This window comes from Arthrobacter sp. RAF14 (genome assembly GCF_052114185.1).
In the GTDB taxonomy this organism is placed as follows: Bacteria; Actinomycetota; Actinomycetes; order Actinomycetales; family Micrococcaceae; genus Arthrobacter_E.
On record NZ_JBFREG010000001.1, the window covers coordinates 709124 to 735672 of the forward strand.

Here is a 26549-nt window from a genome sequence, read left to right on the forward strand (position 1 = left end):
CGCTGAGGGCAAAGCACAGGCGGGCGGCGGGGCACATCCAGATTCGCCGCCTACTCTTGGAGGAGCACCGTAGATCCGGAAGGAAACCATGAGCGAGCAGTTCCCGGCGACCCCGCCGGCGCAGCCTTACCCGACGCCGGCCTGGCCGGAGGGCGCGCCCGGACGACGACGCCGTCGTCGCTTCCCTCTCGGCGCGGTGCTGTGGGGTCTCTTCTTCGTGGTGCTCGCGCTCGGCTCGCTGGTGCCCCTTCCGTACGTGGTCGAGTCGCCCGGTCCCACCTACAACACGATCGGGTCCGTGGAGAACAAGAAGGTGATCCAGGTCAGCGGTCACGAGAGCTTCGCGGCGCAGGGCAACCTCGACCTCACCACCGTGTACGTCTCGGGCGGTCCGGGCGGGCGGGTCACGGGCTTCGAGCTGATCCAGGCGTTCCTGGACCCGTCCAAAGCCGTCTACGACGAGGACCAGATCTTCCCCAAGGGCACCACCAAGGAGGAGTCCCAGAAGGAGAACGCCCTCGCGATGACCAGTTCCCAGGAGAACGCCACCGCGGCGGCGCTGGGCGCGTTGAAGATCCCGTTCCAGCAGAAGCTCACGGTGGCCGGTTTCACCCAGGGTTCCCCCGCGGAGGGCAAGCTGAAGAACGGCGATGTGCTGCTGAGCATCGGCGGACGTCCTTCCACGTCGATGACCGCTGTCCGTGATGCGATGGCGGCGTCGAACGGCAACGAGGTGGCCGTCCAGGTCCAGCGGGGCCAGGAGAAGCCCACCGTCCGGCTCACTCCCGTCAAGGGCGACGACGGCAGGTACCTCATGGGCATCGGCCTGCAGTTCAGCTTCGACTTCCCCTTCAAGGTCCAGTACCAGCTGGACCAGGTGGGCGGACCGAGCGCGGGCCTCATGTTCACGCTGGGCCTCATCGATTCGCTGACCCCGGGTGACCTCACCGGTGGCAAACACATCGCCGGCACGGGAACCATCACCCCTGACGGTCAGGTGGGTCCCATTGGCGGGATCGCCCAGAAGATGCACGGCGCCCGTTCGTCCGGGGCCGGACTGTTCCTCGCCCCGTCCGCGAACTGCGACGAAGTGGTGGGGCACATCCCGGACGGTCTGACCGTGGTGAAGGTGAGCACCGTCGCGGATGCCCGCACCGCGGTCGAGACCTACGCCAAGGGCGGTGACCTCGCCGCGCTGCCGCACTGCTCGGCAGGCTGAGCGCCCGACGGCGCGTGGCGGGCCCAGGGCGTGACCTGCGGCCCGGCGTCGAATGATGTCGCCGGCCCGGGCCGCCGGGGTGCGGGGGAGTTAGGCTGAAGGCGGGGAACCTCACGGCCGATCCGTTCGTGGAATTGGTGTGACGGGTCCCCCGTCCATCACCGCAGCGAAACTTCCATCGAGGTACTGAGCGTGTCAGGAACACCCCATCCCATGTCAGCCCCCGGGCCCCGCAGGCGACGCGGAGCTTTTGTGCCAACCCTCATCGTGGTGGCCGCACTCGTGGCCGGCTTCGTCTTCTTCGCCAATGTCTGGACCGACGTCCTCTGGTACCAGCAGCTCGGGTTCATCGGGGTCTTCGTGACCCAGAACCTGGCGCGGATCGGAGTCTTCCTGGCCGTGTTCCTGCTCATGGGGCTGGCCGTCTACTTCTCCATCCGGGTGGCCTACCGGGCCCGTCCCGTCTACGCGCCGGATCAGGCGGTCCAGGACAATCTGGGCCGCTACCAGGCTCAGCTCGAGCCGGTGCGCCGCGCCGTGATGATCGGCCTTCCCGCGGTCCTCGGCCTCTTCGCCGGCACCGCGGCCATGGGTCAGTGGCCCAAGGTCCTGCTCTTCTTCAACCAGGAGCCGTTCGGTCAGACCGACCCCCAGTTCAACCTTGACCTGGGTTTCTATGTCTTCTCATTGCCCTTCCTGGGCTTCCTGCTGTCCCTGCTCATGAGCATCGTGGCCGTGGCCGGTTTGGCAGGCCTGTTGACGCACTACCTCTACGGCGCCATTCGGATCCAGCCGCGCGGGGTGTTCTTCAGCCATGCGGCACGCCTCCAGCTCGGCATCACCATCGCGGTGTTCCTGCTGCTCCTGGCCGCGAACTACTGGCTGGGCCGCTACACCACCGTGCAGAACCCCAACGTCGGACGCTGGGCCGGTGCTCTGTACACGGATGTGAACGCCGTGGTCCCCACGCGTTCCATCCTCGCGGTGGCCGCTGCGATCGTGGCCGTGCTCTTCATCGTCGCCGCCATCATCGGCAAGTGGCGCCTGCCGGTCATCGGCACGGCCATGCTGATCATCACCTCCCTTCTGGCCGGCGGCCTGTACCCGTGGGTGATCCAGCAGTTCCAGGTGCGCCCCTCGGAACAGACGCTCGAGAAGGAATTCATCCAGCGGAACATCGACGCCACCCGCGCCGCCTACGGGCTCGACAAGATCAAAGTGAACGAGTACAAGGCGACCACCACGGCGACCCAGGGCGCTCTGCGCGGTGACGCGGAGACCGCGGCGAGCATCCGTCTGCTGGACCCCAACCTGGTCTCGGCGTCGTTCGAACAGCTCGAGCAGTACCGCCCGTACTACCAGTTCCCCGAAACGCTGAACGTGGACCGGTACAAGATCAACGGCAAGGTCCAGGACACCGTGATCGCCCTGCGTGAGCTGAACCCGGACGGTCTGAACGCGAACCAGCAGTCCTGGTACAACAAGCACATCGTGTACACGCACGGCTACGGGGTCGTGGCGGCCAAGGGCAACAAGTTCACCTCGGACGGCAAGCCGGACTTCCTGCAGTCGGGCATCCCGAGCACCGGCATGTTCGGTGACGACAGCAAGTACCAGCCGCGGATCTACTTCGGGGAGAACTCGCCCGAGTACTCGATCGTGGGCGCTCCCGAGGGATCGCAGCACCGCGAGCAGGACCGCCCGGCCAGCAAGGACAAGGGCGAGACCCAGTACACCTTCACCGGCAACGGCGGCCCGAACGTGGGCAACCCGCTGAACAAGCTGCTGTACTCCATCAAGTTCCAGTCCTCGGATCTTCTGCTCTCGGACGGCGTGAACTCCGATTCGCAGATCCTCTACGACCGGAACCCGCGCCAGCGCGTGGAGAAGGTCGCCCCGTACCTGACCATCGACGGGAACTCCTACCCGGCCGTGGTGGACGGACGCGTGAAGTGGATCGTGGACGGTTACACCACCAGCAGCGATCTGCCGTATTCGCAGTCGCAGGAACTGGACACCGCCACCCGCGACTCGCAGACCGCGGCGGGCCGGCTCTCGGCTCTGCCTGGTGAGTCCGTGAACTACATCCGCAACTCGGTGAAGGCCACGGTCGACGCCTACGACGGTTCGGTGACCCTGTACGCCTGGGACGATCACGACCCGATTCTCAAGGCCTGGCAGAAGGTCTTCCCCAGCACGGTGAAGCCGCTGGCCGAGATGTCCGGTGATCTGATCAGCCACGTCCGCTACCCGGAGGACCTCTTCAAGGTGCAGCGTGAGCTCCTGGGCCGCTACCACGTGACCGATGCCGATGGTTTCTACCAGAACAACGACGCGTGGAGCGTGCCGAACGATCCCACGATCAAGGGCAACGACGTCACTCCGGTGAAGCAGCCGCCGTACTACATGTCGATGCAGATGCCGGGCGAGACGAGCACGGCCTTCCGCCTCACGAGCACCTTCATCCCGCAGACCGTGGGCGGCAACGCCCGCAACGTGCTGTACGGCTTCCTGGCCGCCAATGGCGATGCCGGGGACAAGACGGGTGTGAAGGACCCCAAGTACGGCGAGCTCGAACTGCTCAGGCTGCCCACCGACACCCTGGTGCCGGGCCCGGGACAGGCTCAGAACAAGTTCGACTCGGACCCGAACGTCTCACGCGAGCTGAACCTGCTGCGTCAGGGCGCGTCCTCCGTGGTGAGCGGCAACCTGCTCACCGTGCCCATGGGTGGCGGTCTGCTCTACGTCCAGCCGGTCTACCTGAAGTCCACGGGCAGCACGGCCTATCCGACGCTGCAGCGCGTGCTGGTGGCGTTCGGCGATCAGGTGGGCTTCGCTCCCACGCTCGACGCCGCACTCGATCAGCTCTTCGGCGGCAACTCGGGCACCAAGGCCGGTGACGCCGCGAACAACAACGGTGGGTCCGGCGGCACGGGCACGGGGTCCTCGTCGGGCAACTCGGGCAACTCCGGGAACAAGGGGAACACTCCGGCGCCGGGTCTGAAGGCGGCGCTCGATGACGCCAAGAAGGCCATCGACGCCGGCCAGACGGCCCTGAAGAACGGGGACTTCGCGGCCTATGGCGAGCAGCAGAAGAAGCTGCAGGACGCCCTGAACCGGGCTCTGGCCGCCGAGGGCGAGCAGGGTGCGGCGACGCCCAGCCCGTCGCCGTCGTCGAGCCCCTCGGCCAGCCCCGGCAAGTAAGCCGGACTGCCGCCCCGCGTCGCGTATCGCGGCTGGTGAGGCGCGGATCACGTCACCTCGATTTGGTCTGCGGTTCATCAACCGGTAGAGTAGTTCATGCGACGCGGGGTGGAGCAGTTCGGTAGCTCGCTGGGCTCATAACCCAGAGGTCACAGGTTCAAATCCTGTCCCCGCAACTGGCAGAAGGCCGGAACCATTGGTTCCGGCCTTCTTGTTTTCCCGGAAGCCGTCGCCGAGGTCCTGTCCAGATGGCCTGAGGCGGAGATCACGTGGCCTCGAATTGGTCTGGCGGGGCACACAGGGTAGCGTTGACGGTACGACGCGGGGTGGAGCAGTTCGGTAGCTCGCTGGGCTCATAACCCAGAGGTCACAGGTTCAAATCCTGTCCCCGCAACTCGCAAGGGCCGGAACCATTGGTTCCGGCCCTTTTCTTTGCCCGGATCCAATTGCCCGGAGTGGGTTGACCTTGCACTTTCTCGGGGGTGGACGGCCCGGGCGCCGGAGAAATCGCACACTCGACGGCAGCGGTGCGACGGCGGCCGGTTGCCGTCCCGCCTCGGGACCATGAGGATGGTCGGATGACCACACTGCGCCTGATCACCCCGGACGATTCCGCCGCCGTCGCGCTCCTGCTCCAGGAGAGCCGGGAGCATCTGGCTCCCTGGGAGCCCGTGCGCCCCGAGCAGTTCTTCTCCGAGGAGGGACAGCGTGCGGAGATCGGCGCGTCCCTGGAATCGCTCAGGCAGGGGAGCCGTGTCCCGTTCGTCATCCTCGACGACGACGGCGCCGTGGCCGGCCGGCTGAACATCAACAACATCGTGCGGGGCGCCTTCGAGTCGGGCAGCCTGGGCTACTGGGTCGCCGCCGGTCGTACGGGCCGGGGCCTGGCCGGCAGGGCCGTCGCGGAGGCCGTGGAACATGCCTTCACCGAGCTGGGGCTGCATCGGCTGGAGGCGGGCACCCTGCTGCACAACGCCGCCTCACAGCGCGTCCTGGGGAAGAACGGGTTCACGGAATTCGGGATGGCGCCGCGGTACCTGAAAATCCAGGGCCGCTGGCAGGACCACCGGCTCTTCCAGCGGCTCAACGAGGACTGAGGCGGCCGGCCCGGTCCGGACCGGACTTGGAGCGGAAGTCTGGAGCGGACGTGGAAACGGCGGAGCCCCCGGACCACTCAGGGTCCGGGGGCTCCGCCGTTCAGGCTCCTCAGGAAGCCGGAAACTCAGAAGCCACCGCTCAGAGGCGGTCGAAGTCCTCTTCATTCACGGAGCCTGCGCCGGCCAGGGGCTTGGCGGCGGCCGGAGCCGCCGGGGTGCCGGAGATCGCGGCGGGGCTGCCACCGGACTTGAGCGCGGCCAGACGGGCTTCGATCTCGGTCTGCTCGCCGAGGTCCTCGAGCTGGTTGAACTGGGCGTCGAGGCTGGATGCCGCGAGTTCCTGCTGGCCCATGACCTTGGCCTCTTCGCGGCGGATCTTCTGCTCGAAGCGGCCCACCTCGCTGGTCGGGTCCATGATGTCGATGCTCTTCAGGGCATCGTTGACCTGGGTCTGAGCCTGCGCGGTCTTGGCACGGGCCACCAGCTCATTGCGCTTGGAGGTCAGCTCATTGAGCTTGCCGCGCATCTGCTCCAGACCGGTCTTGAGACGGTCGACCACCTCGGTCTGAGCGGCGATGCTGGGCTCGGCGGTGCGGGCTTCGCTTTCGGAGCTCATCTGACGCTGGATGGCCACCTTGGCCAGGTTGTCGAACTTCTGAGCGTCGGCGGCGTTGCCGGCAGCGCGGTACTCATCGGCCTTGCGCGAAGCGGCCAGGGCCTTGTTGCCCCAGTCCTGGGCGTTCCGGACGTCCTCGGCGTGGTCCTGCTCCAGCATGCGGAGGTTGCCGATGGTCTGGGCCACGGCCGACTCGGCCTCCGCGATGTTGTTGGAGTAGTCGCGGACCATCTGGTCCAGCATCTTCTGGGGATCCTCGGCGGAATCGAGCAGTGCGTTGATGTTCGCCTTGGCCAGCTGTGCGATGCGACCGAAAATGGACTGCTTTGCCATGGTGTTACCTTTCGTGTGGCCCTTGATGCCGAAGGCGGCCGCCGCCGGCAGTGTCATGGACGCGTGGGTGATGTGTGTCTGAAATCGTAGGGTCTGGTCTGCCGGGGGTCAGAAGCTGGAGTCTCCACCGGAGTCGCCGCCCCAGTCGCCTCCGCCACCGGAGTCTCCTCCGAAGCCACCCCAGCCTCCACCGGAATCGCCACCGCCCCAGCCCCCGCCGGAGTCGTGGTGGTTGCCGCTGTTCAGGATGGAGTTGATCAGGAGGCCGCCCAGGATCGCGCCCCCCAGTCCGTTGCCGTTGCCGCCGCCGAACATCCCGCCGCCGCCGTAGCCGCGCTGGTTCATGCCGAACTGGTCGACGTCGGACTGGGCCAGCTGAGCCGCCTGTCCGGCGAGGGCGTTGGCCTGGTTGGCGTAGTTGAGGGCCTGGACCGGGTCGCTCTGGGAGATGGAGATGGCGTAATCAAGGTTCCGCTGTGCCTCCGCCAGGCGGGTGCGCGCCTCCGTGCCGACGCCGCCACGGCGTGCGGCGACATAGTCGCTCGTCGCGCTGATCTGCGACTGGGCGGTGACGATGCTCTGCTGCAGCGAGGCGCGCGCCCGCTGGGCCTGCTCCTGCTGGTCACGGACGCCGGTGAGGACCTGGTCCAGGGCCGCCGTGGAGTTGGAGAGGGCCTGCAGGTCGGCGACCGGGTCGAGGTGGCCGTCCTGATAGCGGCTCTTGATCCCGGCCAGCGCGGCCTCGACGCCGGCGACGGGGCCGTTCAGCTCGGGGTGCTGTCCTGTCTGGGCGTAGGCCTTGGCCTGTGCCAGATCCTGCGCGGCCTGGGAGACCGCTGCCTCCAGCGACGTCTTCGCCTGCGCCAGGTTCTGGTCCACGGAGGAGATCGCTTCCACGAGCTTCTGGGCCTGGCCCAGTGCTCCCTCGGCGGCGCGGACCGCGACGGCGGCCTGGCCGCCGTCGCCGGCCTGCAGACGCTGCTCAGCGGTGTTCACGGCGTTGCCGACGAAGTCCAGCCGTTCCCGGGCCTGCGCGATGTTGTCCTGGACCTGGGCCAGCGCGGTCGGGGCGTAGCCCTGGCGGAGTCCCTCCAGCTTCTGTTCGGCCTCCTGGATGGTCTGGCTGGCGGCTCCCGCCTCGGTCCTGATGCGGACCACGGCCTGCGGAGCGTTCTTCTCGAGCTCCCGGAGGGAGTCGAAGGACGCCTGCTGGTCCTTGAGGGAGGCGATCGCGGCCTCGGAGTAGCCGATGATCTGGGTCAGCCAGGTGCGCTGCTGTTCCGGGGTGTCCGGGATGTGGTCGTCCAGCTGCTGCTGGAGCTTGAAAGACTCGCCGAGCTGGGCTTTGGCCTGCTGCACCGCCGCGGCGAAGTCCTTCACCGCCTCCGGGCCGAACTGTGCTTCCGCGAAACCGAGTTCCTGCTCGCTCGACTTGATGGCGTCGTCGGCGGCGATCAGCAGGGGGCCGCTTTCGGCCCGCAGCTGCTCGATGCTCATCCGGGCGAGGCGGTCCTGCTCGGTGGGCGCATTCTCGATGCCGGCGGCCTGCGCGGCCTGACGACGACGGCGGACCAGCCAGAAGGCGCCCGCGCCACCGACGACCACCACGGCGCCGCCGATGAGGAACGGCGTGGCGCCCGGGCCGGAGAGTTCCTTGTCCGTCTGCTCGGCCACGGCGACGGCTGCTGCGGTGAAGTCCTTTTTGTTCTGGACCAGCTGATCGCTCGCAGCGTTGTTGATCTTGAGCCGCTGATCGTTGCTGATGCGACTCTTGGGGCCGCGGGTGAGATTCGCCTTGCCCTCGTCGGTGGCGACCACGTAGAGGAGGTCCGTCGATCCGAAGCCCTTCTTCTTGGCCACGGCGTTGGCCCAGTCGGTGGGCGCGGACGGGTTGGTGAAGGTGTCGACCACGACCACGTACAGGTTGATCTTCTGGTCCTTGTACAGCTTGCTGATGGCGGACTGCACCTTGCCATGATCCAGCTTGTTGCCGGGATCGGTGATGTTCTGTCCTGGACCGATGGTTACCGGGTCTGCCGCCTGCGCGGCGGTGGTGCCGAGGAGGAGGGAGGCCGAGAGGCCCAGCCCCACGGCGAGAATCGTCCTGGCCTGTTTCAACAGGGTGCGCATCCGCTACCTTTCAGCAGTCACGGGACCCGCTGACGTAGTCGGACCCGCTGTCATGAACGTCCCCCAGCCGTACTGCTCAGCCGTTGGCCGCTGTGGCATTTCCTTGATTCTAGGCATGCCCCGAAAGGGGCGTCCATCAGTGGAACTCCGCCCGTGGCGAAAAGGTTCCCCGGGCGGTCCTCACCCCCGTCTAGGCTTTCAGCAAACAGTCAGCCAGCGCTTTCAGTCTGCTCAGACTCCTTGTGGATAGTGGAAGCCAGAAGACGAATCTGAAAGGCAGAACGATGACGGAGAATCCCAGCAACGAGCACGGCGGACCGAATTCCCACGAGCCCCGTCCGCAGGAGCACCCGACCATGCCTCTGGAGCGGGCCACGGAGCCGACGCAGGCGCTTCCGAGCCATCCGGCGGCCTCCGGGTCTCCGTCCGCGGAGCAGACCGCTCCAGACCAGCCTCAGCAGTCTCAGGCTCAGCACCCCCAGACCCGGCAGCAGCCTCAGTTCCACCAGGCGCCGGCTTACCAGCACGGCGGCTACCAGCAGCCTCAGCCTCATCAGCCCCCGCAGCCCGGCTACGCCCCCGCAGCGGCAGGGGCGGGCTCCGCGCAGTATGGCGGAGCGCCCCAGGGACAGCAGGCACCGCAGTTCTACGGTGAGCAGAGCGGATACGCCCAGCAGGCTGCTCCGTCCCAGCCGTACACCACGCAGACCTCCCAGCCGAAGACGGCGCGGAAGATCGGCGTCGGGACGCTGGTGGCTGCGGTGCTTGCGGCAGGCCTGGTCGGCGGAGCGGTCGGAGTGGGCGGCAACTCGCTGCTCAATTCCGGGCAGCCGGCCGCGGCGACCCAGTCGAACAGCAGCGGCCAGGGCGGAATCGTCATCAACAACAAGGACAGCGTCACGGCGGTCACGGCCGCCGCGGCCAAGGCCGCCCCCAGCGTCGTGACGATCGCGGCCAGCGGTGGGAGCTCCTCCGGCACCGGCTCGGGGATCGTCCTCGACGACCAGGGCCACATCCTCACCAACACCCACGTCGTGACCCTGGACGGCGCCGTCTCCAAGCCCACGGTGGAGGTCCGCACGAGCGCCGGCAAGGTCCTCAAGGCCACCGTGGTGGGGACGGATCCGCTCTCCGATCTGGCCGTCATCAAGGTGGACCCCTCCGGGCTCGTCCCGGCGACGCTCGGTGATTCCGGCAAGCTCAACGTGGGTGACACCGCTGTGGCGATCGGCTCGCCCCTGGGCCTGACCAACACGGTGACCGACGGCATCGTCTCCACCCTGAACCGCACCATCTCGGTGCAGTCCTCGGCAGCTCCCACCGACGGCAGCGACTCCGGCAAGGACGACGGCGGGTACAACTTCGCCCCACCGTTCGGGCAGAACAAGTCCTCCTCGTCCGGCGGCTCGGTGTACCTCAACGTCATTCAGACGGACGCGGCCATCAACCCGGGCAACTCGGGCGGCGCCCTGGTGAACGGCAAGGGCGAGGTGATCGGCGTGAACGTGGCCATCGCGACGGCGGGCAGCAGCTCCAGCGACGGCAGTGGGAGCACCGGCAACATCGGCGTCGGCTTCAGCATCCCGATCAACTACGCCAAGCGGATCGCCCAGGACATCATCAAGGATGGCAAGGCCACCCACGGGCAGTTCGGCACCACGGTGCAGAGCCAGGCCGCGGGTGCGAGCGACGCCTCGGCGTTCTCGGTGGGCGGTCTGGTGGTGAGCGTGGTCCCCGGCTCCGCCGCCGACAAGGCCGGAGTCCGCAAGGGCGACGTGATCACTCAGTTCGCCGGGTACACCATCTCCGATGCCAAGGAACTGACCGCGGCGGTCCGGGAACAGCCTGCCGGTGGCAAGGCCACGGTCACGGTGGTCCGCGACGGTCAGAGCAAGCAGATCGAGGTGACCCTGGACGCCGCCAAGCAGTAGGCGACCCGGCCACCGTCGTGTGGCAAGCTTGGAGATGCAGCCGTCCGCCCGCATCGTCGCGGGCATGGCGCGGCTGTCCGCCCCGCGCGGAGAATCCCGTCAGCCAGGGCCTGAACCGAGGCCTGCGTGAGAACACTATGGGAGAACCATGAAGATCGTGGTCTTGGTCAAGCACGTCCCGGACGCTCAATTCGAGCGTCATCTGTCCGGTCCGGGGCACACCGTCGACCGTTCGGAGAGCATCCTCTCCGAGCTCGACGAATACGCCCTGGAAGCGGCGCTGCAGATCAGCGAGGCGAACGGCGGTGAGAAGGGCGGCAACACCGTGGTCGCCCTGACCATGGGCGCCGACGGCGCATCCAACTCCATCAAGAAGTCCCTGCAGATCGGCGCCAGCGAGGGCTACCACCTCAGCGATCCGGCGCTCGCCGGTTCGGACGCCGCCGCCACGTCGCTTGCGCTCGCAGCCGCGGTTCAGCGCATCGCCCAGGACGGTCCCGTGGACCTGGTGATCGGCGGCATGGCCTCCACCGACGGTGAGACCTCCCTGGTCCCCGCCCAGCTGGCCGAGCGCCTCGGCTGGGCCTATGTCGGCCACGCGAAGTCCCTCGACGTGAACGCCGGCACGGTCGCCGCGGCACGTGAGGTGGACGGTTTCGCCGAGACCCTCGAAGCATCCCTGCCGGCCGTGGTCTCCGTGACGGATCAGATCAACGAGCCCCGGTACCCCAATTTCAAGGGCATCATCGCGGCCAAGCGCAAGAAGTCCCACCCGCTGGCGCTCTCGGACCTGGGGATCGAGGCCGCGGCCGTCGGCGCCGCAGGCTCCCTCACGGTTCTGGAGGAGGCGCAGGAGCGCCCCGCCCGCAGCCAGGGCACCATCATCACGGACGAGGGCGACGCCGGCATCAAGCTGGTCGAGTTCCTGGCCGCCGAGAAGCTGATCTAGCGTTACCAGGAGCGAAACATGGCACATGTCCTTGCAGTCATCACCAGCCCCGATGGCGCCCTCAAGAAGAACCAGCGCGAGCTGCTCACCCTCGGCCGCAGTCTCGGCGACGTCTCCGTCGCGCTGATCGGCGACGACGCCGCAGCCACCGAAGCGGCGAGCTACGGCGCCGCCGTGACCTACACCGCCCCTGCCACCGTGAGCACGCTGGGCGGCTCCGCCCGGGCCGCCTTCGTCGCCGAAGCAGTGTCCCGCTCCGGCGCCGACGTGGTCCTGCTGGAGAACGGCGTCGCCGCCAAGGAGCTCGCGGCGAGCCTCGGCGTGAAGCTGAACGCCGGCGTCGTGACCGATGTGGTGTCCCTGAGCGCAGACGGCGCGGCCACCAAGTCCGTCCTGGCCGGGGCCTACACCACGGTGGCGCGGTCCCGCTCCGCCGTCGCCGTCTACACCGTCAAGTCCCACGCCGTGGAGCCGTCCGAAGCGCCGGTCGAGGGCCGGACCGAGGCGATCGAGCTTCCGGAGTCGGCCTACGGCGCGGCGGCCCGGGTCACTTCCCGTGAGGCGAAGCCGGCGACGGGCCGTCCGGATCTGGCGGACGCCCGGATCGTCGTGGCCGGTGGCCGCGGCGTGGACGGCGACTTCGGCCCGGTCGAGGAACTGGCGGATCTGCTAGGCGGCGCAGTGGGCGCGTCCCGCGTCGCCACCGACAACGGCTGGATCGGCCACGACTCGCAGGTGGGCCAGACCGGCGTCGTCGTGTCCCCGCAGCTCTACATCTCCGCCGGCATCTCCGGCGCGATCCAGCAGAAGGCCGGCATGCAGACCGCCCGGGTGATCGTGGCCATCAACACCGATGAGGACGCACCCGTCTTCGAGATCGCCGACTTCGGCATCGTGGGCGACCTGTTCACCGTGCTGCCGCAGGCCAGCGAAGAGATCCGGCGCCGGAAGGGCTGAACCACGTGAGCATCATCCATCACCCGTCCGCTTTCACTCCGCGTGAGGGCGGGCGGGTGCTCTGTTTCACCGCCCATCCCGACGACGTCGACTTCGGCGCCGCGGGCACCATCGCGGCCTGGACCGCCGCGGGCGTGGAGGTGATCTACTGCGTCATGACCGACGGCGACGCCGGAGGCTTCGAGGCCGAGGAGGACATCGCCTCCCGCCGCGTCGAGGAGCAGCGCCGTGCCGCCGCCCTGGTGGGTGTGGAGACGGTCCACTATCTGCACGAGCGGGACGGGTATCTGGAGCCGACCCATGAGGTCATCAGCCAGGTGGTGGCGCTGATCCGGCAGTACCGGCCGGACGTGGTGCTGACCATGCACCCGGAGCGCAATTGGGAGCGCCTGCAGAAGAGCCACCCTGATCATCTGGCAGCGGGGGAGATCGTGACCCGGGCGGTGTACCCCGCCGCGGAGAACCCCTTCGCGTATCCGGAGCTGGAGGAACGCGGTCTGCACGCCTACAAGGTGCCGCAGCTCTGGTTCATGGCCGCCCCCCGGGAGCGGGAGAACCACTTCGTGGACGTGTCCTCCACCGTGGAGGCCAAGCTCGCGGCCATTCACATCCACGCGTCCCAGCACCCCGATCCGGCGGCCATGGATGCGCAGGTCCGGGCCCAGTTGCGGGAGAACGGGGCACGGACCGAGGCGGGGGAGCAGGCGCTGGTCGAGTGTTTCCACGTGGTCTTCGTGAATGCGGACTCCACCTTCGCAGGCTTCTAAAAATATGATTTTTATCACCGCGCGGTCTTGCGCGAGGAGTACGCTGGGTCTAGAGTGCTAAAGAATTAAATAATACTTATTCCTCTGAAGGGCAGACCTCAATGGAGAAGACTGCAATCGAGCACCCGGTCCTTGTGATCATGGGTGTCTCGGGCTCCGGCAAGTCCACCGTGGGCGGATTCCTGGCCGGCGCGCTGGGGTGGGAACTCGCCGAGGGCGACGATTTCCACCCGGCCGCCAACGTGGCCAAGATGGCCTCCGGCCAGCCGCTCACCGATGAAGACCGGTGGCCCTGGCTCGACACCATCGCCGACTGGATCAAGAACCGTCACACCCTGGCCGAGCCCGGCGTCGTGACCTGCTCGGCACTCAAGAAGCGCTACCGCGACGTCCTCCGCGGCCCGAACGTCGTGTTCGTCTACTTGCACGGCGGCAAGGGCCAGATCTCGGACCGTCTCCAGGCCCGCCACGGCCACTTCATGCCCCCCGAACTCCTCCAGTCCCAGTTCGAGGCCCTGGAAGAACCCACCGAGGACGAGAACTTCCTCGTGGTGGACATCGAGGGAACCCCCGCAGAGGAAGCACACCGCATCATCCAGGCTCTCGGACTGAAGGCCACCCCTTATGGAGAGGCAGAAATCGCATGAACACGACGGCGTGGTCAGGGCATGACACCCAGCTCATCATCGTGGCGCTCATCGGCATCGCCGCGATCGTCCTTCTCATCACCAAACTCAAGGTCCACCCGTTCCTCGCCCTGGTGCTGGGATCGGCGTTCGTGGGCCTGGCCTCCGGCGTCGAGCTGGACAAGGTCATCAAGAACTTCGAGGAAGGCGTCGGCGGCGTCCTGAAGGAGGTCGGCCTGCTGATCGCCCTGGGCGCCATGCTGGGCAAGCTCCTGGCGGACTCCGGCGGAGCGAACCGCGTGGTCGACACCCTGCTGGACAAGGCCAAGGGCAACAAGCTCGTCTGGATGATGACGCTGGTCGCGGTCATCATCGGTCTGCCGATGTTCTTCGAGATCGGGCTGGTCCTGCTCCTCCCCGTGATCGTCCTGGTGGCTCAGCGTTCCGGGCTCAAGCTCATGCGCGTCGCGATCCCGGCCCTGGCCGGCCTCTCCGTCCTGCACGGACTGGTGCCTCCGCACCCGGGCCCGCTCGTGGCGATCGCCGCCCTCAAGGCCGACCTCGGCCTCACCCTGATGTTCGGTCTGGCCGTCGCCGTTCCGACCGTCATCATCTGTGGTCCGCTGTTCTCCAAGCTGGCGGCCCGCTGGGTCCCCGTGGAGGCGCCGGCGGTGGCCGGTGGCATCGACACCCAGCATGGTCCGGACCTCAGCGAAGTGAAGCGCGTGCCGAGCTTCGGCATCACGCTGTTCACCATCATCTTCCCGGTCATCCTGATGCTCTTCAAGGCCATCGTGGACATCGTGCTGCCCGCCCAGAACCCGTCGGGCCTCCGGGTCTTCGCGGACTTCATCGGCCAGCCCCTCGTGGCCATGACCCTGGCGGTCCTCCTGGCGATGGTGACCTTCGGCTACGCGGTCGGCTTCACCGGATCCACCATCACCTCCAAGCTGGGGGCGAGCCTCGGACCCATCGCGGCGATCATCCTGATCGTCGGCGCCGGCGGCGGCTTCAAGCAGACCCTGATCGGCGCCGGTGTGGGCGACGCGGTGGCCAAGTGGGCCACGGGCGCCAACATCTCCGTGCTGGTGCTCGGCTTCCTCATCGCCGTGGCCCTGCGTCTCGCGACCGGTTCCGCCACCGTCGCCACGGTGACGGCGGCCGGCATCGTGGCGCCGCTGGCCAGCGGCCTGTCCCCGGCACACGGCGCACTCCTGGTCCTCGCGATCGGCGCGGGCTCGCTCTTCCTCTCGCACGTCAATGACGCGGGTTTCTGGCTGGTGAAGGAGCTGTTCGGCCTCACCGTGGGTCAGACGTTCAAGACCTGGTCCGTGATGGAGACCCTGATCTCCGTGGTCGGCTTCGTGTGCGTCATGCTGCTCTCCTTCGTGGTCCCATAACCCCACCGAGACGTCTGGGAGCCAATGAGAACGGCCGGTCACCTTCACGGGAAGGTGACCGGCCGTCGTCGTCGTTCGACGGGAAGATGTCAGAGCTGGGCGCCCTGGAAACCGTTCTGACGCCAGGCCTCGAACAGGGCGATCGACGCCGAGTTCGCCAGGTTCAGCGAGCGGCGGGACGGCAGCATGGGGAGCCGCACGCGGGAGGTCACGTGGGGATCGTCCTTGACCTCGCGGGGCAGGCCGACCGATTCCGGCCCGAACATCAGCACGTCCCCGGGGAGATAGTCGACGTCCGTGTAGGAGGTCTCGCCGTCGCTGGTGAAAGCGAAGACCCGGCGGGGCTTCAACGCCTCCCATGCCGCTTCCAGGGTGGGGTGCACCGTCACGACGGCCAGGTCGTGATAGTCCAGGCCCGCCCTGCGCAGCTTGGCGTCGTCGAAGTCGAAGCCGAGGGGTTCGACCAAGTGGAGTTCGGCCCCGGAAATGGCGGCCAGGCGGATGGCGTTGCCGGTGTTGCCGGGGATTTCGGGCGTGTAGAACAGGATGCGGAACACCGTCCCATCCTATCGGGGCCGGGGGAGGACCCGGTCAGTGCATCCCGCGGATCAGGCGCGCCAGGGAGGGCACATGCACCACGTTCGGCTGGGGGCCGTTGCCTAGGAACTCCCGCAGTCCACGGATGGTCCCGGCCGCGTTCCCGACCTCGACCCCTCCCGTGACGCCGGGTCTGCGGTCGATCACGGGCTCGTGGAGGTTGTCGCCCGGGCCCAGGACCAGGGTCCAGCCGGTCACGTGAAGCTCGGGGAAGAGATCCTGGATGTGCCGCACCGAGTGCGCCAGAAGGGGCGGGAGTACCGAGCGTCCGCCGTGCAGCAGCCGCTCCCCGTCCCACGCGTACGCACCCTGGGGGAGCACCATCGAGTCGACCAGGGCCAGCCGGTAACCGGCCAGGATCGCGTGGTCGATGTGGGTTCTGCCGTCCGGCGCCTTCAGGCCGTTGATGAGCCGGGCCGCCGGCTGCTGCGCCACCACGTGGCGCAGCAGCAGCTGCATGGTGCGCTGTTCCCGCCGGATCCGTGCTTCGGCGCCGAAGATGCCGCGCTTGCGGGGCAGGCCGTGCATCTGGAGCCGGGAGAGGTCCTCGGGAAGGAGCGCTCCGGGAGTGCCGAGCGGCGGAACGAAGACCGCCGGGTCGCTCGCCTTCGGCCGGGGCCCGGAGGAGCGGGTGGTGGCGTGCGAATCGGTCCCGGCCTCCCACGCGGTGGAGAACGTGGAGAAGCCGTCGCGGGACGGGGAGGGGCCGTCCCAGGCGCCCTTGGCCGCGCCATAGCCGGCGTCGTACCGGGCCCGGGACTTCTCGTCCACCAGGACCTCGTAGGCGAGGGTGACGGCGCGGAAACGTGCTGGATCGCCGCCGTGGTCCGGATGCGTCAGGCGGGCGGCCTTGCGGTACGCGACCTTGATCTCCTGAGTGCTGGCCGTGACGGCCACCCCCAGAACCTGGTAGTGGGTCTCACCAGGTGTTGCGGTCATGGACACTGCCTTTCCTGTACGACGTCTTTCCTGTGCGACGTCGTCATTCCACCCGGGTCCTCCCGGTGATGCCGGGCTGGTGGTGCAACGAATCGTTCGCCGGGCCGGTTCCTGGCGTGCACAATAAAGCGTGATGAATCGCCCGCGCCCCGTCAAACCGCGTCTCCTGGAAGGCGCGCGGCTCGTCGTGCTGGTCAATCCTTCGGCCGGGAGCAGGCAGGGGATGCTCCGGGGCGCCCGCGCCGTCGCGGCGCTTCAGGAAGCGGGTGCCCAGACCACCGTGCTGTCCGCTGCGGATCCGGAAGCGCTCGCCGCGATGGCCGACGACGCCGCTGCCTCCGCAGACGCGCTCGTCGCCGTGGGCGGTGACGGCATGGTCCAGTCCGGTGCGGAGGCCGCGCTCCGGAGCGGTCTGCCGCTGGGCATCATCCCGGCGGGGACGGGGAACGACGCGGCCCGGGCTCTCGGTGTGCCGCGTCGGGGAGAAGAGGCCGTGCACCGCCTCCTCGCCACCTGGGGTTCCGGTGGCCGGGCGGTGGACCTCGCCCGGGTGGAGCTGCCCGATGGCAGGGTCCGGCACTACGTCACGGCGCTCGCCGCAGGATTCGACGCGGTGGTCAACCGCCAGGCCAATGAGTGGAGCCGCCCTCGGGGAACGCTGCGCTACGTGGCGGCGATCTTCCGGAGGATCGGGGGATTCCGGCCTGTGCGGTACCGACTTCGGGTCGACGGGGTGAGCGAGGAACTCGACGCGGTGATCCTCACCCTCGCGAATGGCTCGTCCTTCGGCGGGGGTCTGAAGATCGCTCCCGGGGCCCGCCCGGACGACGGGGTGCTGGACCTCGTCACGGTGGCTCCGATCTCCCGGCTCCTCCTGGTGCTGATCTTCCCGCTCGCCTTCTTCGGACTGCACGTCCATCACCCGGCCGTGGCGGTCCGGCGGGTACGGGAGGTCCGGCTGGAGCAGGGTGGCCCGCTGTGTCACGCCGACGGGGAGGCCCTGGCGTCGCCGCCGTTGACGGTCACGGTGGTGCCGGGGGCGTTGAGAGTCCTGGCCTGACTGTTCCCCGAACGGTCTTAAACTGGTGGGGTGCCTGTCTATCTCGACCATGCCGCCACCACCTCCCTGCACCCCGCCGCGCTCGCCGCGATGACGCGGGAACTGGCACGCACCGGCAACCCGTCCTCGCTGCACGGCGCGGGGCGGCAGGCGCGGCGCGCCGTCGAGGAGGCCCGTGAGGCCATCGCCGTGGCCGGTGGGGCGCACTCCTCGGAGGTCATCTTCACCTCGGGCGGCACCGAATCGGACAATCTGGCCGTCAAAGGCCTCTTCTGGCAGCGCCGGGCGGAGGGCCCCCGTCGGGTGCGGGTCCTCTGCTCCACCATCGAGCACCACGCCGTCATGGACACGGTCGAGTGGCTCGAACGTCACGAAGGCGCCGAGGTCACCTGGATTCCAGTGGACGGCGAGGGCCTGCTGGACCTGGCCGCCCTGGACGCGGAGCTGCGGCGGGATCCGGAGTCCATCGCGCTGGTCACCGTGATGTGGGCCAACAATGAGGTGGGCACCGTCCAGCCGATCCGCCGGGTGGTGGAACTCGCGGAGGCTGTGGGCGTGCCGGTGCATTCCGACGCCGTGCAGGCTTTCGGAGCTCTTCCGCTCGGTTTCCGGGACTCCGGGCTCGCGGCCATGAGCGTCAGCGGCCACAAGATCGGGGGCCCGGTGGGTGTGGGCGCCCTCTTCCTGCGGCGCGATGTGAAGCTGGTCCCGGTGCAGCACGGTGGGGGTCAGGAACGCGATGTCCGCTCGGGCACGCTGGACACCGCCTCGATCGCGGGATTCGCCGCAGCGGCGACGGCGTGCGCGGAAACGCTTCAGGACGAGGGGGCGCGGCTTTCGGCACTGCGGGACCGGCTCATCGAGGGCGTTCACGCGGCGGTTCCGGAGGCCGTGCTGCGCGGTGCCCCCGGGCCGGGGCGCCTCCCGGGCAACGCCCATTTCACGTTCCCCGGCTGCGAAGGGGACTCCCTCCTTTTCCTGCTGGACATGTCCGGGGTGGAGAGTTCCACCGGATCGGCGTGCACGGCGGGCGTTCCGCGACCATCCCATGTGCTGCTGGCGATGGGACTCGACGAGGAGACGGCGCGCGGCGCTCAGCGCTTCAGCCTGGGGCACACGACGACGGACGCCGACGTCGACGCCCTGCTCAAGGCTCTGCCCGGCGCGTTCGCCCAGGCGCGGAAGGCGGGCATGGCCGGCCACGAATCCAGCATCCAGACGGCCGCGACGGTGGCCCGCGGCGGGGACGCCTGAGTCTTCCAGGCACCCTGCGGGGAATACAGTCCCGCTGCGGGCGTTAAGATGGAAGGGCGCGCAGACCGCTTGCGGTGCGCGTCCTTCCACACTTTTCCCCGATGAGAAAGCCAGTATGCGAGTTCTAGCAGCCATGAGTGGCGGAGTCGACTCCGCCGTCGCCGCGGCACGGGCGGTCGAGGCCGGCCACGACGTCGTCGGCGTCCACCTGGCGCTGTCGCGCATGCCCGGCACCCTGCGGACCGGAAGCCGCGGCTGCTGCACCATCGAGGACTCCCGTGACGCCTACCGCGCCTGCGACGTTCTCGGCATCCCGTACTACGTCTGGGACTTCTCGGAGCGCTTCAAAGAGGACGTGGTCCAGGACTTCATCGACGAGTACGCCGCGGGCCGCACCCCGAATCCCTGCATGCGCTGCAATGAGCGGATCAAGTTCGCCGCACTTCTGGAGAAGGCCGTCGCCCTCGGCTTCGACGCCGTCTGCACCGGGCACTACGCCAAGGTGATCGAGGACGGGAACGGCAACCGTGAACTCCACCGCGCCGCCGACTGGGCCAAGGACCAGTCCTATGTCCTGGGAGTCCTGACCCATGAACAGCTCAAGCACGCCATGTTCCCGCTGGCCGAGACCCCGTCCAAGGCGGAGGTCCGCGCGGAGGCCGAGCGGCGCGGCCTGTCTGTGGCCAACAAGCCGGACAGTCACGACATCTGCTTCATCCCCGACGGCGACACCGCCGGCTGGCTCTCCGAGAAGATCGAGATGGAGCCCGGGGACATCCTGGACGAGACCGGCGCCAAGGTCGGCGAGCACGGGGGAGCGAACGCCTTCACGGTCGGCCAGCGCCGCGGCCTCAAGCTGGGCCGCCCGTCCGCCGACGGCAAGCCCCGCTTCGTGCTGGAGATCCGTCCCAAGGAGAACACCGTGGTGGTCGGCCCTCAGGCGCTCCTGGCCATCGACGAGATCCGGGGCATCAAGATCTCCTGGGCGGGCCTGCCCATCGCCGAGGTCGCCACGGGTGAGGAATTCGCGTGCCACGCCCAGGTCCGCGCTCACGGTGACCCCGTGCCGGCCCGCGCCCGGGTCGAGGAGCGCGACGGCGCCCCGCAGCTCGTCGTGACGCTCGACGAAGCTCTCCGCGGCGTCGCCCCGGGCCAGACCGTGGTGCTCTACCAGGGTTCCCGTGTGCTCGGCCAGGCCACGATCGACAAGGCACGTTCCCTCCAGCGCGCCGAGCTCTGAGGCGGAACCGCCACCCCACCTCACCCGTCCCACTCAGCGGACGGCGGCCCTGGTTGCGACTCCGCGTCAGTAAACTGGATCCCATGACCGCCGAGCACCACATCTCCCAGGCCTTCGACTTTGACCCCGAGGCGAGTTCGCTCGCCGGGGAAGTGGACCAGACCGTCATGGACGAGCTGCTCAGCATCCGGTCCAGCATCGACAACATCGACGCCACCCTGGTGTTCCTGCTGGCCGAGCGTTTCAAGGCCACCCAGCGCGTGGGCGTGCTGAAAGCCCGTCATAAGCTTCCCGCGGGGGATCCCGGCCGCGAGGCGGCGCAGATCGCCCGGCTGCGTGCCCTCGCCATGGAGGCCCACCTGGACCCCGCTTTCGCCGAGAAGTTCCTGAACTTCATCATCAGCGAGGTCATCCGGCACCACGAGGCCATCTCCGCGGACCACGAACGTCAGGCCGGTCAGGCCGGCTCGCAGGCGTGAGCGACGGCCAGCGCGGTCTCACAGGCACCCGTCTGATCGGCTCGGCCCATGGACCGTGGCCCGGGACCGATCCGCTCGAGGCCGACCGTGCCCTGCGCGGGGAACTCGGAGCCCCGCATGCCGCGCCCCTGGCCGAGCTGCCATCTCGGGGTGTCGGTTCCGACGCCACCGGACGCAGCGCGGCACTCCTCGCCGGGCTGGCCGTGGACGTGCAGCCCCACGGCTGGCGGCTCGGCGAGGCCGGGTCCGCCGATCATCGCCGGGCGGTCGCGGCGCTCGCCACCGATCTTCAGGTTCTGGCCGATGTGGCGGGCGTGGAAGAGGCTCCGCCCGGTCCGCTGAAGCTTCAGCTGCGCGGACCCATCACGCTGGCGGGCTCGCTGTATCTGCATCATGGCGAACGCGTGATCTCCGACCACGGGGCGCGACGGGACGTGGCGCAGGCGCTCGCGGAGGGGGTCCTGGATCATGTGGCCGCCGCGCGGCGTGCCGTGCCCGGTGCCGAGGTCGCCGTCGTGGTCGAGGAGCCTTTGGTGACGGAGGCGCTGACCGGGACCATCCCCACCGCCAGCGGATACCGCACGCTGCGGTCGATTCCCGGCGAGGAGGTCACCGCGTCCTGGCGTCTGCTGGTGGAGGCCCTGCGTTCGGCGGGCGCCGCCGAGGTCGCGATCTCCGTCCCCGGTGTCGAGGCTCCGCTGGACCGGATCGTGCAGGCCGGCGCCGACGGCGTCGGACTCCGGACCGCCATCCTCACCACCCGCCAATGGGAGCGGCTCGCCGGTCTGATCGAGGGCGGCCTGTCGGTCTGGGCCGAATGCGTGCCACTCACGGTCGCACCCGGTCAGGAGGCGCGGACGACGACGGCGCTCGCGGACTCGCTGCTCGGCACCTTCCGGGATCTGGGTCTTCCCTCCACGCTCGTGCCGCGCCTGCGGCTCCTGCCGGAATCCCCCTTCGTCTCCGAACGGGGCCGACGTGGTTCCACCCCTCAGGAGGCGCTCCGCACCGTGCAGCGCGTCACCGCCCTCGCGGACTCGCTCGAGCAGTCCATCGCGTCCTGACCGGGCGAATCACCGCTGAGGACACGGATACGACAAAGCCGCCGCCGTTAAGGGAAGATGGGTCCCATGAAGGGACGCATTCTGGTAGTTGACGACGACGAGGCACTGGCCGAGATGATCGGCATCGTGCTGCGCAACGACGGCTTCGACCCGAGTTTCTGCGCCGACGGCGCCCAGGCGCTCAGCGCGTTCCGCAACGCCAAGCCGGATCTGGTCCTGCTGGATGTGATGCTGCCCGGTTCGGACGGCATCGAGGTCTGCCGGGCCATCCGTGCGGAGTCGGACGTCCCGATCGTGATGCTGACCGCCAAGTCGGACACCACGGACGTGGTCCGCGGTCTGGAGTCCGGCGCGGACGATTACGTCCCCAAGCCGTTCAAGCCGGCCGAGCTCGTGGCCCGTGTCCGCGCCCGCCTGCGCCCGGGCGATCAGAAGGCCCCCGAAACCCTCAAGATCGGTGACGTGTCCATCGACGTGGCCGGTCACACCGTGACCCGCGCCGGTGCCCCGATCTCCCTGACCCCGCTGGAGTTCGATCTCCTCGTGGCCCTGGCCCGTAAGCCCTGGCAGGTCTTCACCCGTGAGCTGCTCCTGGAGCAGGTCTGGGGTTACCGGCATGCCGCGGACACCCGGCTGGTCAACGTTCACGTCCAGCGGCTGCGGTCCAAGATCGAGAAGGATCCGGAGTCCCCGGAGATCGTCCTGACGGTGCGCGGTGTCGGATACAAAGCCGGTTCCTGATCCCGGAAGCCCTGCCGGAACTCCCGCCGCCGGGCCGGGCAAGGCTCTGGTCCGCATGACCCCTGAGACCTTCCCACCGCACAGTGGGACGGACGCCGAGCCGGACCCCAGGCAGGACGCCGAGCCGGACTCCAGGCAGGACGCCGTCGTGACCCGGGCCCAGGACACCAGCGGGGTTCTGAAACGGTACGGCGGACGAGGCGGACGGCTGGTCCGCCTCTTCGGGCTGCGGGCACTGGCCGTGCTCCGTCGTGCCGCCCGGATGCTCTGGCGCGGGGTGACCTGGCTGGGCGGATCCCTCATCCACCGCTGGCGCCGTTCGCTCCAGTTCCGGACCGTGCTCGTCACGGTGCTTCTCGCCTCCGTCGCCTTGGTCGCCGTGGGCGCGTATCTCAGCAGCCAGATCGCCAGCAACCTCTTTCAGGAGCGTCTCCACCAGGCCGAAAGCGACACCCGGAGCAGCGTCGCCACCGTGCAGAACACCTTCGACGGCGCCCAGGTCACGGACCTGGCCTCCGTGCAGAAGCTCGTGGGGGACACCCTGGCCGCGCTGGACAGCAGGGGAAACCAGCTGAACCGGCGGTTCATCTTCCTGGCCGTCCCGGATCAGACCCAGCCCCGTACCCGCTGGGTCGACTCGCGGAGTTCCACCGACATCGGCTTGAGTGTCCTCCCGGACGATCTGCGGGAGGCCGTGCAGAAGGCCGGCCACGAGCAGTACTGGGCCTCCACCTCGCTGCCCGTCCCCGGAGGGACGGCTCCCGCCATCGCCATCGGCAACAAGGTGTCCTTCAACGGCAGCGTCTATGAGCTGTACCTGATCTATGACATCTCCTCGGCCGAGACCACGCTGAACGACATCCAGAACGTGCTGCTCATCGGCGCCGGCGTCCTGGTGGTGCTGATCGGTGTGCTCGCCTGGTACGTGACGAGTGCCGTGGTCCGGCCCATCAGTCATGCCGCGCACGTCTCCGAGAATCTCGCGGCCGGGCAGCTCCAGGAGCGGATGCTGGTCAAAGGCGAGGACGAGGTCGCCCGGCTGGGTGCTTCGTTCAACCACATGGCGGCGAGCCTGCAGGAGCAGATCACGCAGCTCAACACCCTGTCGCAGATGCAGCAGCGCTTCGTCTCGGACGTGTCCCATGAGCTGCGGACACCGCTCACCACGGTCCGCATGGCAGCGGACGTGCTCTACGAATCCCGGGACGACTTCGACCAGATCAACAAGCGGTCCGCGGAGCTGCTCCACACCCAGGTGGAACGTTTTCAGTCCCTGCTCGCGGATCTGCTGGAGATCTCCCGCTACGACGCGGGCGCCGCGCAGCTCGACGCCGAACCGCTGGATCTCGCCGCGCTCATGGGCCGCGTGATCGAAGGCGCGGAGCCGGTGGCGCACGAGTACGGTTCGGACGTGCGCCTCAACGCGCCGCCCGGGGGTGTCGTCGTGGACATGGATGCCAAGAGGATCGAGCGGATCCTCCGGAACCTGCTGCTGAACGCCCTGGAACACGGCGAGGGCCGGAGGGTCGACGTGACGGTGGCGGCTAATGACGAAGCGGCCGCGGTGACCGTGCGGGATTACGGCCTGGGGCTGGATCCGACCCAGGCCGCACGGGTGTTCGACCGCTTCTGGCGTGCCGATCCGGCGCGTGCCCGGTCCACCGGCGGAAGCGGTCTCGGGCTGTCGATCGCCCTCGCCGACACGAAATTGCACCACGGCTGGCTCGAGGCTCGCGGACGCAAGGGGGACGGCAGCACCTTCCGGCTCACGCTGCCGCTCAAGGTCGGGGGCACGATCGTCGAGTCCCCGCTTCCCGTGGACAACTATCAGCCGGCGGAGGCTCCCGTGAGCCTGCCGCGATTCCTGCCGCCCGCTCTTCCTGCCGGGCCCGGCATCGCGGAACAGCGCTCCGAGGACCTGGGACGGGAGGACTCCCGATGAAACGGATGCGGTCCGGCGCGGACCACAGGGTCCCGGCAGCGGTGCGCACGGCGCCGGGTGCGGTCCGGCACGCCCGCCGCGACGGACGACGGCGGTGCGCGCCGTCGGTGCGCTCGGCGCTCGCGCTGGTGCTCGCCGTCGTCGTGCTGGTGACGGCGGGAGGCTGCGCCTCGATCCCGCGGTCCGGCCCGGTGGGCAAGAGCCAGGGTGACACGGTGCAGCAGCCCAAGGATGCCCAGAATTTCTATCCGCAGGAGCCGACGCCCGGCGGATCGCAGGACTCGATCATCGAGGGCTTCTACAACGCGGGCAGCAGTGACGCCGACGATTACCAGGTGGCCCGCCACTACCTGTCGCAGAGTGCCTCGACCACCTGGAAGCCGGAGGTCGGCACCCTGGTGTACCGCACCGCGAAGGTGGTGCCCGGCGCCAAGACCCACGAATACGTCTACGACCTCGATCTGGCCTACGAGGTCGACGGTCAGGGCATCGTGACCACGTTCCCGAAGGGGACCCACCGGAAGGTCCCGCTGACCCTGACCCAGGTCAACGGCGAATGGCGTATCGCCCAGCTGGAAGGCGGGACGGTCATCCCCCAGGACGTCTTCCAGCGCCGGTACAACCCGTACACGCTCTACTTCTACGATCCGAGCTTCCGGTACGCCGTTCCCGACGTCCGGTGGTTCCTCACCGGTTCCAGCACGGCCACGTCGATCGTCAAGGCGGTCCTCGCGGGCCCGGCGCCTCACCTCAAGGGCGCCGTGGTCAGCGCTTTCCCGGATGGAACCAGGCTCGCCAAGGACTCGGTGCCGATCGTCTCGGGCACCGCGCAAGTGGACCTCACCGCGGAACTGCTGCAGAGCTCGGTGACCGACCGTCACCGGATGCTGAACCAGCTCACGATCGCGCTGCGCGCTCCCGCCTCGGTGGTGAGCGTGCAGCTCCTGGCCGGATCCACGACACTGACCATGGACGGCTCCGATTCCGTGGTCCCTCCGATCCTGAACGCCACGGTTCCGTCCGGGCAGGTGTCCGTGCTTCAGGGACAGCTCGGGATCTACGAGAACAACAAGGCCGAACGGGTCAAGGGGCTGGATACCGCGTCGTACAACCCGCGCAATCCGGCGGTCTCCTACTCCCTGGACAGCTTCGCCTTCCTCAATCAGCAGCGTTCCGCCCTCTACATGGCCAGCGCCGGCAAGACGGTCAAGGAAGTGCTGGACGGGCCCGAGCTGCTCCGCCCGAGCTTTGATCCTCAGGGCTGGGTCTGGAGCGGCATGGGCAGCCCGCAGGGAGGCAGGCTCACGGCGTTCAGCTCGGACAACGCTTTCGGTGCTGCTCCGCCCGCCTCGGTGTCGCTCGCGCCTGACTGGCTGCGCGGGCAGACCGTCAAGGACGCCCAGCTGTCCCGGGACGGTACCCGAATCCTCATCCTGACGGGCACCGGCGAAGGCACCAAGGTGCTGATCGCCGGGGTCATCCGCGGGGCGGACGGCACGCCGCGCGGTCTGACCACGCCGCTCCAGCTCTCCGACGGGAAGAACGTGACGCAGGGCGCCTGGGTGAGCGACACCCAGGTCCTCGTGGCGAACACCTCGGGGACCGGCGCCGAGTCGCCCCTGCTGCTGTCGTTGAGGAGCTTCCAGGTTCAGGAACTGTCGGATGTGGTGGGCCTGCGTGGGATCAGCGTCGGCAATGGCATCCAGGACATCTATGTGCAGACGGCCACCGGGCTGGCCCAGAGAGTGGGCAACACCTGGGTCCAGCAGGGCGCGGGCGTGAAGGACCCGAAGTTCGCGGGCTGAGCCGGTTCTGATCACCCGGGGGTGGACTGCTCTTGTCCACATGGCTGTTTTCGGCTCTTCCGGCGCAGGGGTCGCCGAGGGAGCATCGGTGCATGGGAACCTCCGCGGCCTCTGAGCCGAGCCGCACACCGCACCCTTCTGGCCTGGGTCGATCCGGTCCGGATCGACCCAGGCCAGGCCGTCGTGCCGCTCGGCCGCG

At 68.6% G+C, this 26549-nt stretch carries 21 protein-coding genes and 2 tRNA genes; 19 read left to right on the plus strand and 4 right to left on the minus strand.

All coding sequences use genetic code 11. The features are described from left to right. Window positions 1–88: 88 nt before the first annotated feature. The 5 genes from AB4Y75_RS03365 to AB4Y75_RS03385 all read left to right on the plus strand — a co-directional run bounded on the left by AB4Y75_RS03365 (window position 89) and on the right by AB4Y75_RS03385 (window position 5520). A complete protein-coding gene (locus AB4Y75_RS03365) occupies window positions 89–1219 on the plus strand; it encodes a YlbL family protein (RefSeq protein WP_441434469.1) in 1131 nt (376 codons plus the stop codon). A 213-nt stretch (window positions 1220–1432) separates the two neighbouring features. Beyond that, window positions 1433–4423 carry a UPF0182 family membrane protein gene (locus tag AB4Y75_RS03370; RefSeq protein WP_441434470.1) on the plus strand — a complete coding sequence of 997 codons (2991 nt, stop codon included), beginning with the start codon at window positions 1433–1435 and terminating at the stop codon, window positions 4421–4423. A gap of 102 nt (window positions 4424–4525) precedes the next feature. Further along, window positions 4526–4599, plus strand: a tRNA-Met gene (locus AB4Y75_RS03375). Between the two features lie 144 nt (window positions 4600–4743). Then, window positions 4744–4817: transfer RNA gene (locus AB4Y75_RS03380), tRNA-Met, on the plus strand. Window positions 4818–5001: 184 nt separating this feature from the next. Next, complete coding sequence (locus AB4Y75_RS03385; protein WP_441434471.1) at window positions 5002–5520, plus strand: GNAT family N-acetyltransferase; 519 nt, start codon at window positions 5002–5004, stop codon at window positions 5518–5520. A 139-nt stretch (window positions 5521–5659) separates the two neighbouring features. Here AB4Y75_RS03385 and AB4Y75_RS03390 read toward each other — a convergent pair whose 3' ends face one another. Together AB4Y75_RS03390 and AB4Y75_RS03395 are read right to left on the minus strand one after the other, a co-directional pair. Continuing rightward, the gene (locus tag AB4Y75_RS03390; RefSeq protein WP_441434472.1) at window positions 5660–6469 is read right to left on the minus strand and encodes a PspA/IM30 family protein; all 810 of its coding nucleotides are present in this window, start codon (window positions 6467–6469) and stop codon (window positions 5660–5662) included. A gap of 108 nt (window positions 6470–6577) precedes the next feature. After that, complete coding sequence (locus tag AB4Y75_RS03395) at window positions 6578–8599, minus strand: TPM domain-containing protein (protein WP_441434473.1); 2022 nt, start codon at window positions 8597–8599, stop codon at window positions 6578–6580. Window positions 8600–8883: 284 nt separating this feature from the next. On the opposite strand from AB4Y75_RS03395, the gene AB4Y75_RS03400 reads away from it, so the two are divergent. The 6 genes from AB4Y75_RS03400 to AB4Y75_RS03425 all read left to right on the plus strand — a co-directional run bounded on the left by AB4Y75_RS03400 (window position 8884) and on the right by AB4Y75_RS03425 (window position 15229). Further along, window positions 8884–10530: a trypsin-like peptidase domain-containing protein gene (locus AB4Y75_RS03400; RefSeq protein WP_441434474.1), complete on the plus strand. Its 1647-nt coding sequence runs from the start codon at window positions 8884–8886 to the stop codon at window positions 10528–10530. 148 nt (window positions 10531–10678) lie between these two features. Next, window positions 10679–11479 carry an electron transfer flavoprotein subunit beta/FixA family protein gene (locus AB4Y75_RS03405; RefSeq protein WP_441434475.1) on the plus strand — a complete coding sequence of 267 codons (801 nt, stop codon included), beginning with the start codon at window positions 10679–10681 and terminating at the stop codon, window positions 11477–11479. 18 nt (window positions 11480–11497) lie between these two features. Continuing rightward, window positions 11498–12436, plus strand: coding sequence for an electron transfer flavoprotein subunit alpha/FixB family protein (locus AB4Y75_RS03410; protein ID WP_441434476.1), 939 nt, complete (start codon window positions 11498–11500; stop codon window positions 12434–12436). A gap of 5 nt (window positions 12437–12441) precedes the next feature. Next, window positions 12442–13203, plus strand: coding sequence for a PIG-L deacetylase family protein (locus AB4Y75_RS03415; RefSeq protein WP_441434477.1), 762 nt, complete (start codon window positions 12442–12444; stop codon window positions 13201–13203). 101 nt (window positions 13204–13304) lie between these two features. Continuing rightward, on the plus strand, window positions 13305–13850 hold the full coding sequence (locus AB4Y75_RS03420; protein WP_441434478.1) for a gluconokinase: 546 nt from the start codon (window positions 13305–13307) through the stop codon (window positions 13848–13850). Beyond that, entirely contained in the window at window positions 13847–15229 is a 1383-nt protein-coding gene (locus AB4Y75_RS03425; RefSeq protein ID WP_441434479.1) for a GntT/GntP/DsdX family permease, read from the plus strand. The genes AB4Y75_RS03420 and AB4Y75_RS03425 overlap by 4 nt, the downstream gene beginning before the upstream one ends. An 89-nt stretch (window positions 15230–15318) precedes the next feature. Here AB4Y75_RS03425 and AB4Y75_RS03430 read toward each other — a convergent pair whose 3' ends face one another. Together AB4Y75_RS03430 and AB4Y75_RS03435 are read right to left on the minus strand one after the other, a co-directional pair. Then, the gene (locus tag AB4Y75_RS03430; RefSeq protein ID WP_441434480.1) at window positions 15319–15786 is read right to left on the minus strand and encodes a tRNA (cytidine(34)-2'-O)-methyltransferase; all 468 of its coding nucleotides are present in this window, start codon (window positions 15784–15786) and stop codon (window positions 15319–15321) included. Between the two features lie 34 nt (window positions 15787–15820). Continuing rightward, window positions 15821–16765 (minus strand): J domain-containing protein, encoded by a 945-nt coding sequence (locus AB4Y75_RS03435; protein WP_441434481.1) that lies wholly within the window; start codon window positions 16763–16765, stop codon window positions 15821–15823. Between the two features lie 133 nt (window positions 16766–16898). Here AB4Y75_RS03435 and AB4Y75_RS03440 point away from each other — a divergent pair, with 133 nt between their 5' ends. The 8 genes from AB4Y75_RS03440 to AB4Y75_RS03475 all read left to right on the plus strand — a co-directional run bounded on the left by AB4Y75_RS03440 (window position 16899) and on the right by AB4Y75_RS03475 (window position 26350). Further along, entirely contained in the window at window positions 16899–17825 is a 927-nt protein-coding gene (locus tag AB4Y75_RS03440) for a diacylglycerol/lipid kinase family protein (RefSeq protein WP_441434482.1), read from the plus strand. A gap of 30 nt (window positions 17826–17855) precedes the next feature. Next, entirely contained in the window at window positions 17856–19079 is a 1224-nt protein-coding gene (locus AB4Y75_RS03445; RefSeq protein WP_441434483.1) for a cysteine desulfurase family protein, read from the plus strand. 115 nt (window positions 19080–19194) lie between these two features. Further along, entirely contained in the window at window positions 19195–20319 is a 1125-nt protein-coding gene (mnmA, locus tag AB4Y75_RS03450) for a tRNA 2-thiouridine(34) synthase MnmA (RefSeq protein WP_441434484.1), read from the plus strand. Between the two features lie 83 nt (window positions 20320–20402). Next, window positions 20403–20798 (plus strand): chorismate mutase, encoded by a 396-nt coding sequence (locus AB4Y75_RS03455; protein ID WP_441434485.1) that lies wholly within the window; start codon window positions 20403–20405, stop codon window positions 20796–20798. Continuing rightward, window positions 20795–21862, plus strand: coding sequence for a hypothetical protein (locus AB4Y75_RS03460; RefSeq protein ID WP_441434486.1), 1068 nt, complete (start codon window positions 20795–20797; stop codon window positions 21860–21862). The genes AB4Y75_RS03455 and AB4Y75_RS03460 overlap by 4 nt, the downstream gene beginning before the upstream one ends. Before the next feature lie 66 nt (window positions 21863–21928). Then, the gene (gene mtrA, locus AB4Y75_RS03465; RefSeq protein WP_441434487.1) at window positions 21929–22603 is read left to right on the plus strand and encodes an MtrAB system response regulator MtrA; all 675 of its coding nucleotides are present in this window, start codon (window positions 21929–21931) and stop codon (window positions 22601–22603) included. Window positions 22604–22658: 55 nt separating this feature from the next. Then, window positions 22659–24545 (plus strand): MtrAB system histidine kinase MtrB, encoded by a 1887-nt coding sequence (gene mtrB / locus AB4Y75_RS03470; RefSeq protein WP_441434488.1) that lies wholly within the window; start codon window positions 22659–22661, stop codon window positions 24543–24545. Then, window positions 24542–26350 (plus strand): LpqB family beta-propeller domain-containing protein, encoded by a 1809-nt coding sequence (locus AB4Y75_RS03475; protein WP_441434489.1) that lies wholly within the window; start codon window positions 24542–24544, stop codon window positions 26348–26350. The genes mtrB and AB4Y75_RS03475 overlap by 4 nt, the downstream gene beginning before the upstream one ends. The last annotated feature ends 199 nt before the right edge of the window (window positions 26351–26549 follow it).

Coding starts and splice junctions, on each gene's coding strand:
- AB4Y75_RS03400 (WP_441434474.1), top strand. CDS start 8,884: ATGACGGAGAATCCCAGCAACGAGCACGGCGGACCGAATTCCCACGAG.
- AB4Y75_RS03475 (WP_441434489.1), top strand. CDS start 24,542: ATGAAACGGATGCGGTCCGGCGCGGACCACAGGGTCCCGGCAGCGGTG.
- AB4Y75_RS03385 (WP_441434471.1), top strand. CDS start 5,002: ATGACCACACTGCGCCTGATCACCCCGGACGATTCCGCCGCCGTCGCG.
- AB4Y75_RS03420 (WP_441434478.1), top strand. CDS start 13,305: ATGGAGAAGACTGCAATCGAGCACCCGGTCCTTGTGATCATGGGTGTC.
- AB4Y75_RS03390 (WP_441434472.1), bottom strand. CDS start 6,469: ATGGCAAAGCAGTCCATTTTCGGTCGCATCGCACAGCTGGCCAAGGCG.
- AB4Y75_RS03435 (WP_441434481.1), bottom strand. CDS start 16,765: ATGACCGCAACACCTGGTGAGACCCACTACCAGGTTCTGGGGGTGGCC.
- AB4Y75_RS03405 (WP_441434475.1), top strand. CDS start 10,679: ATGAAGATCGTGGTCTTGGTCAAGCACGTCCCGGACGCTCAATTCGAG.
- AB4Y75_RS03365 (WP_441434469.1), top strand. CDS start 89: ATGAGCGAGCAGTTCCCGGCGACCCCGCCGGCGCAGCCTTACCCGACG.
- AB4Y75_RS03440 (WP_441434482.1), top strand. CDS start 16,899: ATGAATCGCCCGCGCCCCGTCAAACCGCGTCTCCTGGAAGGCGCGCGG.
- mtrB (WP_441434488.1), top strand. CDS start 22,659: ATGACCCCTGAGACCTTCCCACCGCACAGTGGGACGGACGCCGAGCCG.
- AB4Y75_RS03455 (WP_441434485.1), top strand. CDS start 20,403: ATGACCGCCGAGCACCACATCTCCCAGGCCTTCGACTTTGACCCCGAG.
- AB4Y75_RS03395 (WP_441434473.1), bottom strand. CDS start 8,599: ATGCGCACCCTGTTGAAACAGGCCAGGACGATTCTCGCCGTGGGGCTG.
- mtrA (WP_441434487.1), top strand. CDS start 21,929: ATGAAGGGACGCATTCTGGTAGTTGACGACGACGAGGCACTGGCCGAG.
- AB4Y75_RS03410 (WP_441434476.1), top strand. CDS start 11,498: ATGGCACATGTCCTTGCAGTCATCACCAGCCCCGATGGCGCCCTCAAG.
- mnmA (WP_441434484.1), top strand. CDS start 19,195: ATGCGAGTTCTAGCAGCCATGAGTGGCGGAGTCGACTCCGCCGTCGCC.
- AB4Y75_RS03425 (WP_441434479.1), top strand. CDS start 13,847: ATGAACACGACGGCGTGGTCAGGGCATGACACCCAGCTCATCATCGTG.
- AB4Y75_RS03370 (WP_441434470.1), top strand. CDS start 1,433: ATGTCAGCCCCCGGGCCCCGCAGGCGACGCGGAGCTTTTGTGCCAACC.